Origin of the sequence: Ereboglobus luteus, assembly GCF_003096195.1 — a bacterium.
GTDB lineage: Bacteria > Verrucomicrobiota > Verrucomicrobiia > Opitutales > Opitutaceae > Ereboglobus > Ereboglobus luteus.
Window position 1 is genome coordinate 687,102 of sequence record NZ_CP023004.1, and the last position, 19,059, is coordinate 706,160.

At 54.8% G+C, this 19,059-nt stretch carries 10 protein-coding genes; 9 read left to right on the forward strand and 1 reads right to left on the reverse strand.

Going from position 1 to position 19,059, the window contains the following annotated elements:
• Positions 1 to 116: 116 nt before the first annotated feature.
• The 6 genes from CKA38_RS02690 (at position 117) to CKA38_RS02715 (ending at position 4,104) form a co-directional block, all read left to right on the forward strand.
• Positions 117 to 935: a hypothetical protein gene (locus CKA38_RS02690; RefSeq protein ID WP_108824114.1), complete on the forward strand. Its 819-nt coding sequence runs from the start codon at positions 117 to 119 to the stop codon at positions 933 to 935.
• Positions 932 to 1,999 carry a TrbI/VirB10 family protein gene (locus CKA38_RS02695; RefSeq protein ID WP_108824115.1) on the forward strand — a complete coding sequence of 356 codons (1,068 nt, stop codon included), beginning with the start codon at positions 932 to 934 and terminating at the stop codon, positions 1,997 to 1,999. The genes CKA38_RS02690 and CKA38_RS02695 overlap by 4 nt, the downstream gene beginning before the upstream one ends.
• Positions 1,996 to 2,505 carry a hypothetical protein gene (locus CKA38_RS02700; RefSeq protein ID WP_108824116.1) on the forward strand — a complete coding sequence of 170 codons (510 nt, stop codon included), beginning with the start codon at positions 1,996 to 1,998 and terminating at the stop codon, positions 2,503 to 2,505. The genes CKA38_RS02695 and CKA38_RS02700 overlap by 4 nt, the downstream gene beginning before the upstream one ends.
• Positions 2,502 to 2,789: a hypothetical protein gene (locus tag CKA38_RS02705; protein WP_108824117.1), complete on the forward strand. Its 288-nt coding sequence runs from the start codon at positions 2,502 to 2,504 to the stop codon at positions 2,787 to 2,789. Before CKA38_RS02700 ends, CKA38_RS02705 begins: the two co-directional genes overlap by 4 nt.
• Positions 2,790 to 2,893: 104 nt before the next feature.
• A complete protein-coding gene (locus tag CKA38_RS02710; RefSeq protein ID WP_108824118.1) occupies positions 2,894 to 3,265 on the forward strand; it encodes a hypothetical protein in 372 nt (123 codons plus the stop codon).
• A gap of 65 nt (positions 3,266 to 3,330) precedes the next feature.
• On the forward strand, positions 3,331 to 4,104 hold the full coding sequence (locus CKA38_RS02715) for a hypothetical protein (protein ID WP_108824119.1): 774 nt from the start codon (positions 3,331 to 3,333) through the stop codon (positions 4,102 to 4,104).
• A 28-nt stretch (positions 4,105 to 4,132) separates the two neighbouring features.
• On the opposite strand, the gene CKA38_RS02720 is transcribed toward CKA38_RS02715, so the two are convergent.
• Positions 4,133 to 6,460 (reverse strand): O-antigen ligase family protein, encoded by a 2,328-nt coding sequence (locus tag CKA38_RS02720; RefSeq protein ID WP_108824120.1) that lies wholly within the window; start codon positions 6,458 to 6,460, stop codon positions 4,133 to 4,135.
• Between the two features lie 239 nt (positions 6,461 to 6,699).
• Between CKA38_RS02720 and CKA38_RS02725 the strand changes: the two genes are divergently transcribed.
• The 3 genes from CKA38_RS02725 (at position 6,700) to CKA38_RS15220 (ending at position 19,059) form a co-directional block, all read left to right on the forward strand.
• Positions 6,700 to 7,386, forward strand: a complete 687-nt coding sequence (locus CKA38_RS02725; RefSeq protein ID WP_161554686.1) for a DUF1573 domain-containing protein — start codon at positions 6,700 to 6,702, stop codon at positions 7,384 to 7,386.
• 145 nt (positions 7,387 to 7,531) lie between these two features.
• On the forward strand, positions 7,532 to 18,454 hold the full coding sequence (locus tag CKA38_RS02730) for an FG-GAP-like repeat-containing protein (RefSeq protein ID WP_108824122.1): 10,923 nt from the start codon (positions 7,532 to 7,534) through the stop codon (positions 18,452 to 18,454).
• Positions 18,451 to 19,059, forward strand: a complete 609-nt coding sequence (locus CKA38_RS15220) for a hypothetical protein (protein ID WP_152032631.1) — start codon at positions 18,451 to 18,453, stop codon at positions 19,057 to 19,059. The genes CKA38_RS02730 and CKA38_RS15220 overlap by 4 nt, the downstream gene beginning before the upstream one ends.

Here is a 19,059-nt window from a genome sequence, read left to right on the forward strand (position 1 = left end):
GAACGCAGATGGACACAGATGGACACAGATTCAATCCACTGTGGCCTCAGTTTATCTGCGTCAATCTGCGTTTATCTGCGGTTAAAATTCTTCTGATTTTCATTTCGATAGCATCCGTGGTTCACGCCCGCGACACCGCTCCCGTCGTGAAACAATTTCCGCTCGATGAGCGCGTCGTCTATGAAATCCCCATCGGCACCAATGTGCCGACGACACTCATGTTTCCTTCCGCACCCTCCGCGCTTGAAAGCGCAGGCATCACCGCAAAACCGGAAACACCCGCGCCCGTGCTTCTCTCGCACGTTCCCGGACGGCATTACCTCAGCGTGCGCGCGCTGAAACCCGATGCGCAAGCAACCCTCAATGTCATCTGGAAAAACCACACTTATATTATTCGTTTCACCGCGTCCGAAAAGCCCTACGGCTCGGTCACGTTTTATGAGGATCGTCTTGCCGGTCGCAGCTCCGCGCTCGCGAAACGTGTCACGCCCGACGCTCTTCTCGGTTTGCTCGACCGTGCGAAAACGTTTCGCCTCGTTCACGAGCAATATCCCGAGGCCGTGCAGCAAATCGAGCACCGCGCGCCGCCTGCTGTTGAGGCCGTCACGCGTTACAAGGATTTTTCCGCGACGGTTGAGGAGGTGTTTCGTTTCGATCCCGAGGACACGTTGGTTTTCAAGCTCCGACTGGAAAACACCGGCGACACCGAGGTTGCCTACCAGCCTCAAAGCCTCGCCGCGCGCATCGGCTCGCGTGTTTACACCGCGTCCATTTCCGACGCGTCCGGCTTGATTCCGCCGCACGCGGTGACGACGGCGTATTTCGCAATCACCGGCACGCCCGACGGCGGACGCGCCAACCTCAGCGTGAAGAATATTTTTAATATCATCGTGCCGCGCGCCACCCGCGACGTGCAGCTCGTCATTCCCCAATGAAGCGTTTGCTGAAATTCATAAAAACACCGGTCGGTAGCCTCACGATGCTCGCCGCGTTCATCGGTGTCGGCGCGCTGCTCATTCACGGCAGCAACAAGCGCGAGCCACGGCCGGAGATTTCCGCGAGCGCGCACGCGGCCACCGCGCCCGTCGAACGTCACACGATTACACGCAGTGGACAGGAATTGAAAATTCCGCAGCCGCACACTCCAACGCCTCAACAAACACGAACGCCGCCTGCCGGTGACGAGGAAGGAATTTCGCGCCCTCGCGCAGCGCGCGTCGAAAAATCAGTCTCACACACAAACGCGCCCGCGCCGTTACCGATCAGTTTGCTATCTGACGAGAACGCGCGCGTGAATGATGTCACGCTCTCGCAAAACTACGCGCCTTATGGCCGGCTTATTTCCTGCGAAACGGTTGTCACGCTTGAGTCCTCGAAAATCGACACGCCAATCATTGGCCTCGTCACCGAGGATGTCTGGCACGACGGACGGCGCATCATTCCAGCCGGCGCGGAGGTTCACGGACGCGCTGCCTCCGATCACGCGCGCGAACGCATCGCCGCCTCCGGCCAGTGGATTGTCGTCTGGCGCGATCACACCACCAACAATGGTGTCGAACTTGTCCTCAATGGCATCGCGCTCGATCGCCAGCGTGACGACACGACCGGCGAATATGGTTTGCGCGATGGCAGCGCAGGACTCGTCGGCGAGATTTTGAAAACCGACGACTGGCAGGAGATAAAACTTTTCGCCTCTACCTTCCTCGCGGGCATGGCGGGTGGTTTGCAGGAAATGCGCGACCAGGCGACCGCATTTGGCGACGTGAGCCAGGTGCCCAAGGCGTCTGCCAAGAACGCCGCGCTGCAAGGCACATCCGACGTGCTCAACGCCTACGCCGCGCGCATCCAGCAAATCATCGCGCAGGACGGCTACTACGTCCGCGTGCCCGCAGGGAAGCAATTCTACATCTACGTCACCCAAACCCTCGATCAGTCCAAGGCCACTCGCGGCAACCTCCGCGCCGACCTGTGGCAAACGAAAGAAACGACATCACAATGAAAACCCGTGCATTTATTATATTCGCAGTCGCTTGCATTCCGCTCGCCGGATGCTCGCTTTTCAAAAAGAAACAACCACTACCCGTTCAAACTATCGCGGCCTCGCCCGTGAGCGGCACCGAACTCGATCCGGCCAACACGGAAAAACTGCGCCACGGCGAAACCATGCGCGCGTATCCGGTAAGCCGATACGTCGATCCCCGCGACCCGAACCTCATGCACGAGGCGCACATCGTTTATCGAAAAGAAAACCCCGCCGCGTGGAACCTCACACCGCACGCGCCGACTGTCGTGCCGCTCGGCCCTGTGCTCGCATTGGCCGATCCCGCCGAGAAACCGCAACTCCTGCCCGCCGAGGTTGAGCAGAAGATGGCCGCGCAAAACCGGCTCATGGCCGCGCTCATCGAGCAAAACGAAACACTCACGGCGGAGCTTTCGCGTCTCAAATCCGAGATCACCAAGTTCCGCGAATCACAAACCACCACATCAAAACCGGAAAAACAATGACCACAGAAACACCTCCTGCACCTCCCGAAACGGACAACAACATCGAAGTCGAACCGCTCGCGATTGGCGTGCATCACCGCGCGAGCTTCGAGCAGGCACACTCGCATCTCGAAAAAACTTACGGTAAGTCACCGCCGCCCGACGACCTCATGCGCCTGTGGCTTGCGTGCGCGACGCCGTGGGACATCACGCGCGAGTTTGAGGAGTCCGTTTTGAACATCGCCGGCAGCGATCTCGTCCCCGACGACAACGGCCACTACGCCCAATCACTCCTCAACCTCTGATTCGTTTTTAACTTTGGGCGGACGTGCCCGAACAAGGTCAATCGCCACTGGCGGCCAGCCGCCTTGCTCAATCAATGGCTGGAGCAACCCAATACAAAAATACCATGTCACTAAAACAAGCTATCGCCGACAAGAAGGCTCGGGAGAACACCGAGCAGCGCATCAACCCCGAGGTCGATGCCAAGCTCACCAAATATATTTCGGACAATCCGAAACTGTATCAATACTACAACGATCTCACGAAGGAGCAGCTTATCCGAAAGCTCATGCTCGGAAAAATGCAGCGCAATGATTACACCCAGCAGCGCGACCAGGAAATTGTCAAATGGGTGGAGCAAAACCCCGACATCAAGGCGAAGGTCGAGGAACGCATCAAAAATGTTCCTGCCGAAAACCGGCAGCGTGCTTTTGTCCGCGTCGCAAAGGATGAGGCTATGCGCCAAACCATGCGCGGCGGCCAAGGTGTGGGAGTCTGACAAACTGACAAACGCGGCGGCAGCCTGTGGATGAGGCTGCCGCCGCAATTTTATATTCCCGAGCAATGCCGGAAACTCCTGATTATTTAAGCGACGAACTATTCGCGCTCTTGGGCGACACGCACGAGACAGCGGCGGTCACGATTTTTCTGCAATTGCTGCGCGAGTCGCCATGTCTGCGCAACTGGCTCGGCACCGCGTTCCTCGAACCGCACACCCGCTCGCGTCTGGCCGCCTATCTGCGAGGCGAGGAACGCCATGCCGGCCGGGGGCGCCATCTGCTCGCATGGTTTGCCCATGCCAGCGATGCGCGCGAATCGTTCATGGCCGCACTCGCGCGCGATCACAGGCCGGCGTCGATTTCAACCTACGGCGGTCTCACTCGCGCGCAGGTAGTCCGGCTCATTCGCCGTTATCAATCGGGCGGTGCAAACGGCACCAATCTGCTCCCGTTTCTGCTCATCCACGCATGGCGGCAGGTTCCAAACACCGCGCGTCCAAACGCCGCGCTCCTGCTCATGGGCGGCATGGTTTTGCAGGAAATGTTTTCCGGAAAACCTTCATCACTGCAACTCATACGACATTTCACGAAAGCAGTGGAGTTTTTCCACGACCAGCCGCGCGGCGCAATTTCCCGGATGCACTTCGGCTACGTCAACTGGTGGAAGCTGTCGGTGCTTCACTACATGCTCAATAATCCCAAGCCGCGCTACCGCACGCGGGATTTTACACGGCACCTCGCCTCAATGAAAATCAACATCGATCCAAAAGACCTGCGCCGCTTTTGCCAGAAGCACGGGATTGTTCGGGATACGCGTCCCGGCAGACCGAAAACATAAGCGTTTCCAACCGAAATTGGTGAAATAGTTATTGCGCCCCATTTCTGCGATTCCGGACGCTTTTTATTCCGGCTGCCGTTTTCTGAGACATGCCCCCCGGACCAACTGATGTTTCGCTTACAAAAGCACCGCCCACGGTATGAACCCGGATGATGTTCACATTGCCGGCACGCGCATATTCATAATGAAAAACGTCATCCTCGCTTAGGACAACCGGAGGGCGGCCAACCGCAATGCCCCGTTTTACAGCGTCACGCGGCATCCACTTATACACTCCCGACGCACCATTGCTCCCAGCCCAACTCGTCAGCAATGCGCCGCCATATTCAAATTGAGTCTGCACGCCAGAGGCATTTTCAATGCGCAAAAGACGATGATCGCGGCTCCATTCAAAACGGCATTCCCTGCCGCCTGAAAACGCCAAGCGTTGAGGCAGTCCGGCCTCGGAGTATTCGACGCCTAACACGGCAACGTGACGACCGCCGCCAACCAGCCTCGACACCTCCAAAATGGCGCCCCTGTCGCTAACGACGGCGAATCGCCCCGCTTGCGCATCAGTGATCATTTCAAGGCTCCCGTCCTTGTAACGCCAAACCGAGCCTTGCCGTGTTTTTATTTCCACACCAGAGCCAAAAACATCCGCCGATGAACCGTCAGACGCCTTGCCAAATTCCGCGTCCTGTCGGGGATATCGCACGCTCTGACCGTTTGGTTTCATCCAAACCAAGTCGCCTTGCCGCTCGAAATAAACGCACGTCCGCAATCCAGTCACGTCCCATTCGCTCTCGGCGCTCCGATCACTGCCTATGCAAATCTTGTGCCCCAGGCGAAAATTAAAACCCAGCCGGGAAATCTCGGATGAGCCGCCCAGCTCCAGCGACAACCGCGGCAGGCCTCTTATGCCAACCTTGCCCATGTTCGACAAGATTTCCGAACGCAAAGCGCGCTGGTCAGCACTAGCCGTCGAAAAAATCACAGGGTTGCTTACAGAAACCGAACGCCCTCCCTGTGACAAATAAACCAATTCCGCTCCCGTCTTTTCCGCCCAAATGCGCCACATGCGATCATATTGGGAGGCATCCGCCAATGGCAGCCAAACCACTACTCCACGGGTGTCCGGCAGGCTTCCCGGAGGGTATGCGGAAGGATACAATACAACGGTTTTCTTCAAACCACCCTCGCCTGCCTGAAGGCGGCTCGCATGAAAACCCGAATAAACACAAACCTCATGCCGCACGCCGGCAGCATGAGTATCCGAACGATACCAAGGCGCATATACAATCAGCGATTCCAACGAAAGAATATCAAGGGATGATGCGGACGTCCGAATGGATTTTCCATAATAGGTGCCAAAGATTGCGCCATCAGCCCACAAGCCTATTGGATTGTCCGGCGATGCGCCGGAGTCACGCCTTGAAACCTTCACCACATCGGCGCCAGCCAGTGGCTTTGCCTGCCAGTCCATTTTTCGAGCCGTGGTATAACCGGCGCCAAGCAAAACTGCCACAATGAACAGCGCCAGGCCGGTGCCGCAGATGAAGCTTCTCAACGCCACCTTGTTTCGGATACCAATAACGAAAAGCGAAATCACCGAAGCACCCGGAAGCACCCACAACGACCATTCATACCAGCAACAAGTCCAGATATTGGCGGTCATCCATGCGATTGCGCACGCGCCGAACGCCACGCACCAACTGCGTTTGCGCATCATAAACGAGATGATTACAGTGGCAAATAAAACGGATAATGACAAAAACAAGGTCAGAACGCCGTGATTGACCGCGAGTTCCAAGTAGCCGTTTACAAAACCTGTCGGCCTAACCGATTGCTCGATGGGCTGATACCAATTGACATACGCCATTCCGCCTTGCTTGAAACCCCACCCCGAAAACGGAGAATCCCAAATCATCGCAAGGCCGCCGCGCCACAGATCCAAACGATTCGACACCGACATGTCCCGGGCCAGATATCCGGGAGACATCCGACCCGCAAATCCAGTGAGCGTGCAAATAAGAAAAATCAACCCCACCCGCACAAGCACATGCAGCCCCCTGCGCCAGAGATCATTCCAATTATCCTGTCTCACTACCGCAAAGAAGCAGAATAATACACACAAGGCTGCAAGCAGCCCGCCCCGCGAGTAAGTTTTCACAAGCACAAACCAGCCGCACAGTTCCAACCCATAAAGCAACGCAAACCCGGCAAAGCGCGCGCGCGGTTTGTTCAAGCGTGCCCAACGAAGTTCCGCCAACCAGAGCCACACAAGCGCGCACGAAATAAAACAAGCCATGAAGTTGGGGTTTTCCCAATACACGCTCCAACGCAAATGACCGTTGTAAAAATACTCGGCGGGCATGTGGCAGACCTTACTAAGTTTCAGCGGACAAAACACAAGTCATGGATTGTGATATGGAGAGCAATGAATTACGGCCGTTGAATATTTATTCCACGAGATATGCCTTTACACGGCATCAGTGCATCGCCAAAAAATGGCTCTAAAGTTTGTTTCACCTCCCGCAACCCCGTTGGTATTCCAAAAGGCGTGGCATAGCAACGTGAACACCCATACGCCGAAGAACCCGACTTATGAACGCTATGAACACTAAAGTTGCAGCCTTTTTGGCCATGTTTTTGACAATATTAGGCCCCCTGTTCGCGGAAATTCAATGGGACCCCAAGGAGCAGTCAATTACGCTGGCCGTCAACCAGCAGCAGGCGGACATTCAATTCGCCTTTAAAAACAATGGAGGGCAGCCAATTGCCATCCTTTCGGCAGTGTCCTCATGCTCATGCCTGAAACTTTCCGAGATTGAAAAAGACTACCAGCCGGGCGAGGAGGGCGTCTTGGCCGCCCGATATACCCGCACCAATCGAGCCGGCCCGCAAAGCTACAAAATTACGATTACCACCACCGATACGGAAAATCCCACGGTCACACTCAGGGTGAACGTGGCGAGCACAACCAGTTATGTTGTCACGCCCAGCAGCGCGCATTGGATCATGGGATCGCAGGCGGGGAGCAAGGCGCTGCTTTTCCGAGACATCAAACAGGCAGGCGTAAGGCCGACGGCCGTGTTTTCGACCGACCCCAATTTTACCGCCGAAATAGGAGAGCCGAACACGGACGGGGCGTATCCGATAGTGATAACGGCGATTTCAACGGAAAAAGCCACCGCTGGTTTTATCTACATTGATGTCACAGCGGAGGACGGCACGGTGGAAAAAGCCCGAATAGTGGCCGCGGTCAGGGATCCCAATTCCCAAAGAGTCATCGTTCGATGATGCGCTCAAGGCGCCCCCCTTCTCCATTAGTTGAATATCTTCAACATCTTGGAAAAGGATCCGAACCCAATCGGCAAAACAAGAACATCACTCAAACAGCATAGCCCCTTACTGACGCGCCAACGCGCAAACATACCGTGTCATCATGAAGCTCCCAAAAACGATTCGGAATCTTTTAATAATCCTCGTCACGGTATTTGTCATCCAGCCTGCGGCGCGATCCGGATATGTCATCCGCTGCCAGACGGATTATGAGGAGTATTGTTGGACCGAATACGATTCCTATATTGTATCATATTACGAGTGCTGGACTGAGTATGAGTGGGTTGAGGATGGAGAGGGCGGCTATTATGTAGCGGATGAGTATTGCGAATGGGTGGAAGAATGGGTCGATGAAGAAAGGGAGGTGTGCGAATTGGTTGAATTTGATGATTGCTGGCAAGAGTGGGTGAACGAACCGCACACGGTTTCGATCAACCCAAATAGCACGGTGACGCTTACGCTTGGGCAGTCGCGCACCTATTCATCGGCGGCGTCAGCAGGATCCTACGAGGCGGAAAACCGCACGCTCACGGCGCATGGCATTGATTGGAAGGCACCGGGAGGGTCATGGGTGTCCGAGTCTGTAAGCATCACTACTCCGGGATCGACAAACTTGGGCGCGCTGACGGGCGGCATGGCAAGAGGCGTTTCCTTGAGCGGAGTGACGCAAAACTCGCGCTCGGTCACGCTCACCCCGACGCAAACGGGCACCTACACGGTGCGGTTCACCGCGCAGGACAACGTCGGCAACATCTGGCATTCAACGTCGCACAATCTGGTGGTGGCCAGTCTTCCCGAGCTTCCCGCTCCCGCAGCGCCTGGGTTTATCGAGCCCCAAGAGGCGAACGATTATGGCTATGTCGATATTCCCTACTCGGAAACGGTCAATTACTTCATCAACGGTCAGGCTGCATCTAGTCACGATCCTCTCATTGCCCCTGGATACACGGTTACTGTCACTGCCGAGCCAGCAGCAGGGTATTCTTTCCCTAGTAACGCCATCACCTCGTGGACGCATACCTTTGGCGCGCTGCCCACCTCCGTTGCACCTCAGTTTATTGAACCTGAAAACGGGAATGCCCATGGCTGCGTCATAATACCGCATTACGCCTCGGAAGCGGGAAGCATTATCTACCGTATCAACGGTAACACGGGCATCTATGAGGGCAACTATTATTTCCCCACTGGCACCACGGTTACCGTTACTGTTGAGCCGGCGCCTGGGTTTTTCTTCCCCGACGGCACCGTCACGACTTGGACGCACACCTTCGGCGCAGGTGAGCCGCCGCCGGCCAATTCCGGCAACAATGCAGTATTCGTCTCCTCAAGTAATATCCCATCAACCATGACGCCAGGGCAAACGGTCACTGTCTCCGTGACTATGCAAAACACCGGGAGCACCACTTGGGGTAATCACTCGTCGCATCCTTACAGCCTTGGCAGTCAAAACCCACAGGACAATACGACATGGAGCTTGAGGCGTGTTAGTGTGGGGGCTTCACCAGTGCCGCCTGGCGACACCAAGACATTCAACTTCGCAATTACCGCGCCTCCCGTGCCGGGCTCTTATAATTTTCAATGGCGCATGGTTCAGGACGGCGTGGAGTGGTTTGGGGCATCGTCAAGCAATGCAACCATAAGCGTGGCCAATGCCGTCGTCGTCCCGCTGCCCGAGCCGCCCGCCAATCTTGCGGCGTCAAACATAACAACCAACTCGGCAACCATAACTTGGACGGCTTCCTCGGGCAGTGTGAGCGTGGCGGATTATCTGGTCTTCCTTGATGGCAGGGAAATCGGTTCGACCGGCAATACATCATATGCGCTCACCGGACTTGAGCCGTCCACGGCGTATGTCATAACCGTGAGGGCGAGGGACGCGGTCGGCAATGTCTCCAACCCAGGCAACAGTCTTACCATTATTACCAATTCAACCGGGGTTACCCTTATGGTAACTTCGTTTTACCTGCCCGCAAGCAATGTGTCATCCTCATTATACAGGCAGCTTGCCAATGCTAGTAATAGTGTTGATGAAATGCATATCGCGACGGCGTGGGAACGGGCAGATGATTTGCCCGGCATGATTGGCAGCGAAGGCGGCTACATCTCCCATTCATTTCAAATGCAGGGAATGACAAAAAACGGGCTGATCCGGGATTTTCTCCTGCAAATTTGGGGAGGCAATCTAACATACGAAGGCATCGTTGACGGCGACCATGGCACAATAACGAAAAATCAGGAGCTTGAGCAGCTTCACAGATGGCTCAAAAACAGCATTCAAAACAGCCTCGAAGGTGACAGCACCGCCGTGGCATACACTGTGTATTATGATTATGTTCGCGACGAGGATTGTGACGAGGATGGGAACTGGTATTACGGGGAGACCACGGCATCTGAGATGGGAATCGACGGATACATGGTGACAATGACGGGATCCGAAATGGTCATTCCGACGCCTCCCCAATTTATTAATCCAGAAACTCCCAACGGCCAGGGTTGCGTTGTCATTCCGTCGGTGGAAAATATCGTTTACAACATTCATATTTCAATTCCGGGGTCTTCAGATGAAGGGGATGATGGATATGACGACTGGTATGAAGATGTGCCGGCTGGCAGTTATTATTATCCCTACGGGACTACTATCACGGTCAGCGCACATCTTCCTTATGATTCTGAAACCGAAAGTTATCATTTCCCCAAAGGGAGTGTCACCACGGAGTGGATAAACACTTTCGTTGTTGACGGCGGTGTTCCGGGGGCACCACAGGAGGTCACGTCATTGAGCATTGTGGCATCGGTGGCGGACGATCTGGTCAAGGCGGCAAATGGCGGAAGTATTACAGTGTATATGGGAGACAGTTTGAAAATAACCAGCGTTGCGACCGCCGCTGGGTGGCTGTCTGCGCATAACATCAAGGGGTATGCGCCCGGCCCCGCGCCTTTCTCCATCCCATACGGAATAAAAACGCTCGCCGCCACGGCCACCACCGCCTCATCCCTGCACGTCACAACGTGGGAGCCGCTTGATCCGGGCACTTATACAATATACACGGAGGCATTCACAGGAACTTCCCCCGGTGATCAGCAACAGGGTGTTTCCGGCTGGCCGGGGTATGAGGGAGGGCCGTTCGGCGGCTCGGCGGACAAGCGGATCACCGTCAACGTCCGCAACAATCCCACCGGCTCCGTCGAACTGCTCGATGCCGGGAAAACCCCCATACCGTTGAAAGACGGCGCGTTTACCGTTACTTATGGGGACACTTTTTATGTTCGTGTCAGCGGCAGTGACTCGGATGGCGACGTGAGCCAATATTATGTATCCTCACCGTTTCCTGCCGGAAGCAGCCCGTGTTACACCGGCGATGGATACAATGGAAGCAAGACGTTTGGCCCTTACACGGCAAAGGCCGACGGCAGCTTTTTGGTGGGAGGACGTGTTTCCGACGCGACGGCATACAACTTGCCGGAGCCAATTCCGTGGGGTGAAAGCCGTTATGGTTGGTATTCGTCGCCACAATATACAGTGCAGGTCACCCCGCCAGTTTTCGATGCAAAATTCGTGTCGCAGAGCGTGCCCTTGGAAATACGGCCCAATGCAAAGGCCGAGGTATGGGTGACGATGAAAAATACAGGCAACCAGCCGTGGGTCGAGGATCACTCTGCCGGTTCCATTTATAGTATCATTCACGGTCTTCGCGCTCAGCCAGCGCATACAACCTGGTCTGTTCAAGGAGTTAGCGTAGGTGACATGCCAGTGATGCCGGGGGAAGAAAGAACCTTTAGGTTCACAATTACCGCGCCGCAAAATCCAGGAAACTATGATTTCCAATGGTGCATGAGTAACAGCCTGAGATCGTGGAACTCCGGAACAAACCCCTACTCCTATTTTGGGGAATCTTCTGATTTTATCTCGATAAATGTGGATCCAAATGCACCTGTTATTCCGCCGCGCGCGCCCAGGGAGCTGGCTGTTTCCGACCTGACAAGCACCACGGCAACAATAACATGGACCGCTCCCCTCGGCGATGTCATTGGCTATGAATTTTTCCGCAACGGCGCGGTTTTTGGCACGACAACCGACACTACAGTTACACTCACGGGACTTGTCCCGTCGACAACCTATGTTATCACTGCGCGAGCGTTGTCTGCGGACGGAACCTTTTCCGAGCTGAGCGCCCCGCTCTCAATCACCACGCTGGATGCCAGCTCAAGTGAGCCACCCATATCTCCACAGGATTGGGCTGCCCAGCATGGCATTATCAGCTACGATCCGCTCGACGGTCCCCTTAATGATGGCCTGACCTACATTACCAAATACAATCTCGATGCCGATCCCAACAACAGCCATGTCGGGAGCAGCGAGACGGGCGGCACGGTTCCCGCCATCATGGATCAAGTTGGAGTCGCCACACAGATTATTGGCTCGGGCACGTATGTTCCCGGATCCACGGCTGGTGAGTTTGCCGTGGATAAGAATGGTTCTGCCACCTATTCCATTCCCATTGCCGTCACGCCCGGCACCGCGGGCGTGCAGCCCTCGATATCACTGGAGTATAGCAGTGCAAACGGATCGGGCATCGCGGGCTTTGGCTGGTCGCTGGCCGGCCTCTCATCCATTGTTCGCGGCGGCCAGTCCGAATTGGTTGACGGGCAGCGTCGCGCGATCGACTTTACCTACGCGGACCGGTATTATTTCGACGGGCAGCGTCTCGTGGCAATTTCCGGGCAGGATGGGCAGAATGGCACGGAATATCGCCTGGAGTCTGATAATTTTACGCGTGTTGTCTCCTACGGCAACGCGGGGCAGGGGCCCGCATGGTTCAAGGCATGGACAAAATCCGGGCTGATTATCGAACTGGGCAATACCACGGATTCCACCCAGAAAATCGGCAACCGCAATGAAATCCTGACGTGGCAGGTGAACAAAATCTCTGACACCGCCGGGAATTATATGACGTTTGAGTATATTTTTGATCCCGTTTCCGGCCAGCAGGTCATTGATAAGATCAAATACACAGGCAATATCAGCGGAGGCGTCACCCCCTATGCTTCCGTGCAGTTTGACTATGGAGACCGTCCGGATGTCAGTTCCGGGTATATCAGGGGCGCAAAGGTGACATCAAACAACCGCCTTGAAACCATCAAGGTGTTCTATGGCTCTGAAATGGTTCGCAAATACGAGCTCGCCTATGTCCAGCGCGATTACAACAACCGCTCGATGCTTGCGTCCGTGACGGAATCGGGCGCCGACGGCATGGCCTACAAGCCGATAACCTTTGAATACTCCAATCCGCCCTATGAATGGGAGGAAATGCCGACGACTAAGCGCCCGCCGGTGATGCTTGGAGACTCCTCGCAGGTTTCGCAAGGAGTGACATTTATAGACCTTGATGGCGACGGGCGGGTGGATTGTGTTCAGAAAACGAAAAGAAAATCGGCAAATCTAAATCTAAGCCAGGCATGGCTCAACAAAGCTGGCAGTTGGATTGAGGCTGACGGTGCCAATGGAGGGCCAGACTATAGGCTGCCAAACGCATGCAATCTTTTTGATGAAACCACGGGCCTGTCCGACACCGGCACGCGTTTTGCCGATTTCAATGGCGATGGATTGATTGATGTGATATCACTCGACGGTAGTGTTTACCTCAATACCGGCAGCAGTTTTGTTTTTAGCACCCGGTATTCTTTGCCCTATAGCACTCCGTATGTTCAGTCGACCCACCTCAAGCGCAGGCGCATTGAGGTGATGGATCTTAACGGCGATGGCAAGCCCGACATCGTTTCGATACTAAATTACAATAGTTCCTATACCAGTGCCACGGACACATGGATCAACAAGGGCGAAGGAACGGATAATGTCCGTGGTTCCGCTTGGCAGTTTACATCCGAGTTTTTTATTCCAGAAAAGAAATATTTTCCGGCAAGTGACGATCCTGGTGTCAGGCATATTGATGTGAACGGAGACGGGCTGGTTGATGTCGTATGCCATACTAGCCGCGACGGAATAATTGAAAAGTATGCATGGATCAATACTGGCAGTCGTTTTGTCAGCGCGCCGGACTACGAGCCGCCCATGCCGCTGGGTGTCGGTAACTTTTTCTATGCCCCCGAACCCAGCAATTCCATTGGGGCGGAATTTGTCGATTTAAATGGCGACGGCCTGCCGGATTATGTCTGCCACTACACCGGCTTTACTGGCCTCAAGAATTTTGTTTATCTCAATACTGGGGCAGGCTGGGTCCAGGGGCCTGATTCGCATCGTGCCCCGGCGGAACTTGCTTATATCAAAGAGACGGGAGGGCTGCACTACTTCACGCAGCGCGGCTGCGCTTTTATCGACATCAACGGTGACGGGCTCCCTGATTTTGTGAACGCGGATAATAACATTCAGGACCAGAACGCGGATAGCACGGTCATGATTAACACAGGCACAAGCTGGACGCCGGCTCCGGCAACCATGAATCTGCCTTACCTTCTTGTCTCCGGGGACAAGAACAATACCGGCGCCACATTAAATGACTTCGACGATGATGGCGCCATCGATCAGGCGTGGCGCTGGGGCACTGGCAACTCAAAAGGCGCCATGTCCAACAAACGGATAAATCCCGACAGGCTCGTCAAGGCCACCAGCAGCCTTGGCGTTTCCGTCCAAGTAACCTACGCCGCGCTGACCGAACGCGACCCGGACACAGATGAACCTGTTGTCTATGACAAAGGCACCGGCGCAGCCTCCCCGCGGATTGATGTCACCATGCCCATGCATGTTGTCAAAACCGTCGCGCATGACGACGGTCGCGGCGGCACCTACGACATTGATTACCGCTACGGCGGTTTGCGTGTGGAACCGAAACGTGGATTGCTTGGTTTCGACCGGATGCAGGTCACCGACATGCGCACCGGTATCAGGACGGAAACCTTCTACAGCCAGGAATACCAGACCGCCGGCATGGTCACCCGCGTCGTTACCACGGCGCCAAACGGCACTCCGGCAGGTGTTGTGCTCAATGAGAGCGCCAATGAGTTCGGTTGTCGCGCTTATGGCCCGGGCGGCAAAGTGTATTTCCCATACGTGGCGAGGACAGACCAGATAACCAACGATCTCACCGGTGCGGAAATATCCACTGTCACGACAAGCTATGAATTTGACGCCTATGGCAACGCCACCTCGATATTTGTCGACACTTCGGATACAACGGGAACCCACACCAAAACCACAACCAGCATTTTTGAGAATTGGACGGGATCGTCACAATCGCCTGACCGCTGGCTGCTCGGACGCCTCATGGTCAGCAGTGTCACCACCGAGGCGCCAGGTGTTCCGAGCCAGACGCGCACCTCCGCATTTGAATACGATCCGGACACCGGCTTGCTCACCAAGGAAATCATCGAGCCGGACAGCATCAATGATCCGTCGCCCGATCCAACGCTGGAGCTTACCACGACCTATGAATATGATGATTTCGGAAACAAAACCAAAGCCACAACCGAAGGCGCCGGCCTTGATGAAGATCGTGTCATCGAGACAACATATGATTCGAAAGGCCGTTTCCCAGAGGAGACTAAGAACGCCAAGGACCACACCGAGACTTACATCTACAATCAAAAACTCGGTGTCATCGAGCAAACCACCGGCCCGAACGACATTAAAACCAGATGGGAATACGATGGCTTTGCCCGCCCTGTGAGGGAAATTCGCGCCTACGGCACTGGCGCCCAAACAGAAACCACCACTGATTACCTGTGGATCACCGACTCCGCCGCCCCCGGATCGACCTATCTGATAAAAACCAAGTCATCCGGCTCCGCGCCTGCCATCACCTTTTACGATTACATGGGGCGCGCCATTGCCAACTGGGCGGTCACCCCCGGTGGTTTGGACAGGCAGCCTCGCGTGTCCGTCACCGAGACAGCCTACGACGAATACGGGCGCGCATGGGCTCAATCCATGCCCCACTACTTCGGCGATTATGTCTCCTGGGCCAAAACCTACTACGATATTCTGAGCCGCCCGGTAACCATTGTCACGCCCGACGAGGACGCGCCCAACCGCGAAGTCATAAGCACGATTGAATACGACGGTCTTGTCACCCGCACCACCAATCCCCTCGGCCAAGTCGAGGAATCGACCAAGAACACCCAGGGGCAGATTGTGAAGCGCATCAACAACGCGGGCGGCATCGGCGTTGAAAAAGGCGAAATCCGCTACACCTACGACGCCTACGGCAATCTCCTCAAAACCGCCGTTCACCGTGAAGGCGGCACACCGGTCGAGACCACTTTCTTTTACGATAATCGAGGGCGCAAAACCAGAATGACCGACCCCGACATGGGCACATGGTCCTATGAATACAACGCCCTCGGCGAACTCATCAAGCAAACCGACGCCAAGAATCAAGTCACCGAAATGGTTTATGATGTGCTCGGGCGCATGACCCGGCGCACCGATGATGACGGCACCGTCACCACGTGGACTTACGACACTGCCGCAAACGGCACGGGCAAACTCGCCTCTCTCTCGGTGACAGACCCCAACGTAACAGATCCCATCTCGACCAATTATTCCGAGTCCTTCACCTACGACACGCTGGGGCGCCTCGCAAGCCACACCAAGACCATAGATGGCATCCCCTACGTTACAGGCCAGGAATATGACCAATACAGCCGCCCGTCCGTGATGACCTATCCGGGCGGTTTCCGTGTGAAAAACTACTATGACACCCTTGGTGTCCTCAGGGAAGTTCGCGCCGACGGCGGCACGATTCCCACAAGCGGCCTCTACCGCGACGTCCTGCCCAACCAGCTCTTCTGGCAGGCCGATTCCCATACCGTTGCCGGCGCCATCGACGGTTCCACCTACGGCAACGGCCTTACCTATGATGCCATTGTCAGCCCGATAACCGGCCGCACAAAAGCCATTGTCGCCAGTGTGAGCGCGGCCGCCGGCGGCCATTATGCCATCAATTACGCCTACCTGCACGACGCCATCGGGCAGGTGACCCTTCGCATGGATTATATTGGCAACCGGAAGGAGTGCTTTGCCTACGACGGGCTCAACCGCCTCGTCTCCCACACTGTGAACGACAACCCCGCGACCGCCGTCTCCTACGACGCCCTAGGCAATATTACCGAAAAGTCCGATGTCGGGAGCTATTATTACACATCAGGCAAACCGCACGCCGTCACCCGGGCGGGCGTGAAAAATTACACCTACGATGCCAACGGAAACCAGACCGCCGGCGCGGATCGCACTCTGGAATGGTCGTCGGCAAACCAAGTCAGGAAAATCACCAAGGGCGGCCTTTCCACCACCTTCCGCTTCGGCGCCGACCGCGAGCGCATCGTGCAGCAGCACAGTGACGGCACAAAAACCGTCTATGTCGGCTCCGCCTACGAGGTTGTCACGCATTCCGGCGGGCTGAAAGAGGAAAAATTCCACATCTTCACCCCGCTTGGCCGCACGGCCACGCGCACCGTGTATAACGACGGCAGGATAGAAACCCGCTATCACCATCAGGACGGCCTCGGCTCCACCGTGGCCGTGAGCGACGAGCACGGTAAAATTGAAAAAAGTTTTGCCTTCGATCCTTGGGGCAACCGCCTGCCGCTGGTCGATCTGCGCACGGAAGCCGGCGGTGAAATCACACGCGGCTTCACCGACCACGAGCATCTGGACGACTTCGGCCTCATCCACATGAACGGGCGTATTTTCGACCCCGTTTTGGCACGCTTCCTCTCGGCGGATCCGTTCATTGGGGATGCGAGCAACGCGCAGACCTTTAATCGTTATAGCTACGTGGAAAACAATCCGCTCAACGCCACCGACCCGAGCGGATATTTTTCGTTTTGGGACGGGTTGCAGATTGTCATGGTTGTGGCTGTTTGTGTCATCGTCTCAATGGCGACATACGGAGCCGCATCCCCATACATGTCCGCATTTGCAGCCACTGTGCTGGCTGGTGCTGCAAGTGGTTTTGCAGGGGCCTATATCAGTGTGAGCATGGCTGGCGGCAGTCCTAGTGCTGCGCTCAAAGCGGGACTGAGAGGCGGAGCTGTAGGTGCGCTGACTGCCGCGGCGACGTTCGGCATAGGCCAATACTTTGATGCCGGACGGGGAATATGGGCAAATGATTATGCAAATTGGACGGGCCGCACGTTGGCCCATGCCACGGTCGGCGGCATATCATCGGAATTGCAGGGGGGTGAATTCCGGCATGGATTCTATTCCTCGGCGGCGTCCAATGGCATCATGCACATGGGCGGACCTCAAAGCGGGAAGCAGGCTGGGTCGGGAGGAGTGATGGGGTTCATGGGCGGAAGCAAGGGAGGTGTGTATGTCGCCGCCAGAACATCCGTTGCCGCCCTTATCGGCGGCACCGCGGCGGCGATAAGCGGAGGGAAATTCGTCAACGGCGCGGTTACCAGCGCGATGCAGCATTTGTTTAACGCGGAGGCAAATAGTGTTGGTGCAGCTAAGAGCGATGATGTAGGAATTGTAAAACAAGAAAAAGACATGGTCGATGTTGCTTTTTATGATGTCACTGCTAAATCTAGACCAGTTACTGATGAATTTGGAGGACCTGTTATGGACTCTAATGGAAACCCAATAATGGAGGCTGGGGCCGAACACTTTAAGCTAGCAGCAGAAAAAAGTGGAAAGAGGGTAGTGGGCGTGAAGTCTGCTTGGGGTATGCGCAAATGGCTGAGAGCCAACAAAGGCACATATGATTCTATCGCATACTTCGGGCATGGCAACAATGAAGGTGCTTATATAAACAATAGACGTATTGGAAACTATACCATAAGGCGAATGTCCTCTAGTCTTTCCAGTAAAGGGAGGTTGTATTTATTTTGTTGCAATGTCTCTATTGTTTCGGTGCGTTATGCTATTGTGATGCAGCCAACGCAAAGATTGTATGCAAACATAGGAATATTAAATATATCGAGCCGAGGCACTATTTACCATACTGACACCATATCTCCGAAAGGGAACATATACATGATGAACTATTACGGGGGAAAAAGAAAATGAAGAAAATAAAAACACTTGTTTTATTGTATACTGTTTTCGTTTTGTGTAAAAGTGTTGGTTTGGGAGGTGCGTCACAGCCGATAAGCTTGCTCGCTGAGGTTGAAGTCAGTCCACAGCCACCTATGCCTGATGACGATATAAATGATCCTTGGGACGACGCTCTTTTGCTAGAATATAGAGTAGAAATAAGGAATATTGGAAAAACAACGGTCAAGTTGCCGACGCGTGGGTTCGAGCGGCATTGGAGTGGAACTGAAAATAGTATTCAATCAGAAATTCAATGGAATCTAGAAAAAACAGGTAGACGGACTATCATTGTGCCTGAATGCGACTACGGTTTTGTTTTATTAAGACCAAACGAAAGCGCTTTTATTCGATGGAAAGAAATTTTATTTAAAGAAGAACGTTTGGCAAAAATCGAAATAATATACCGCGTTGCAAAAGACTTTGGAAAACGATATGAAAGTTGGTATGGAATTAAGCATGTAATATGCGCTGGGACACCCAAGCCTCCGTTAAAAACATGGAGGGCCAAAAAAGAGGGTGCGCTGGAAAAGGAGCCCAAAAGAGAGGGGCAAAAAAAGGGTCAGGTTGATGTTCGTTGA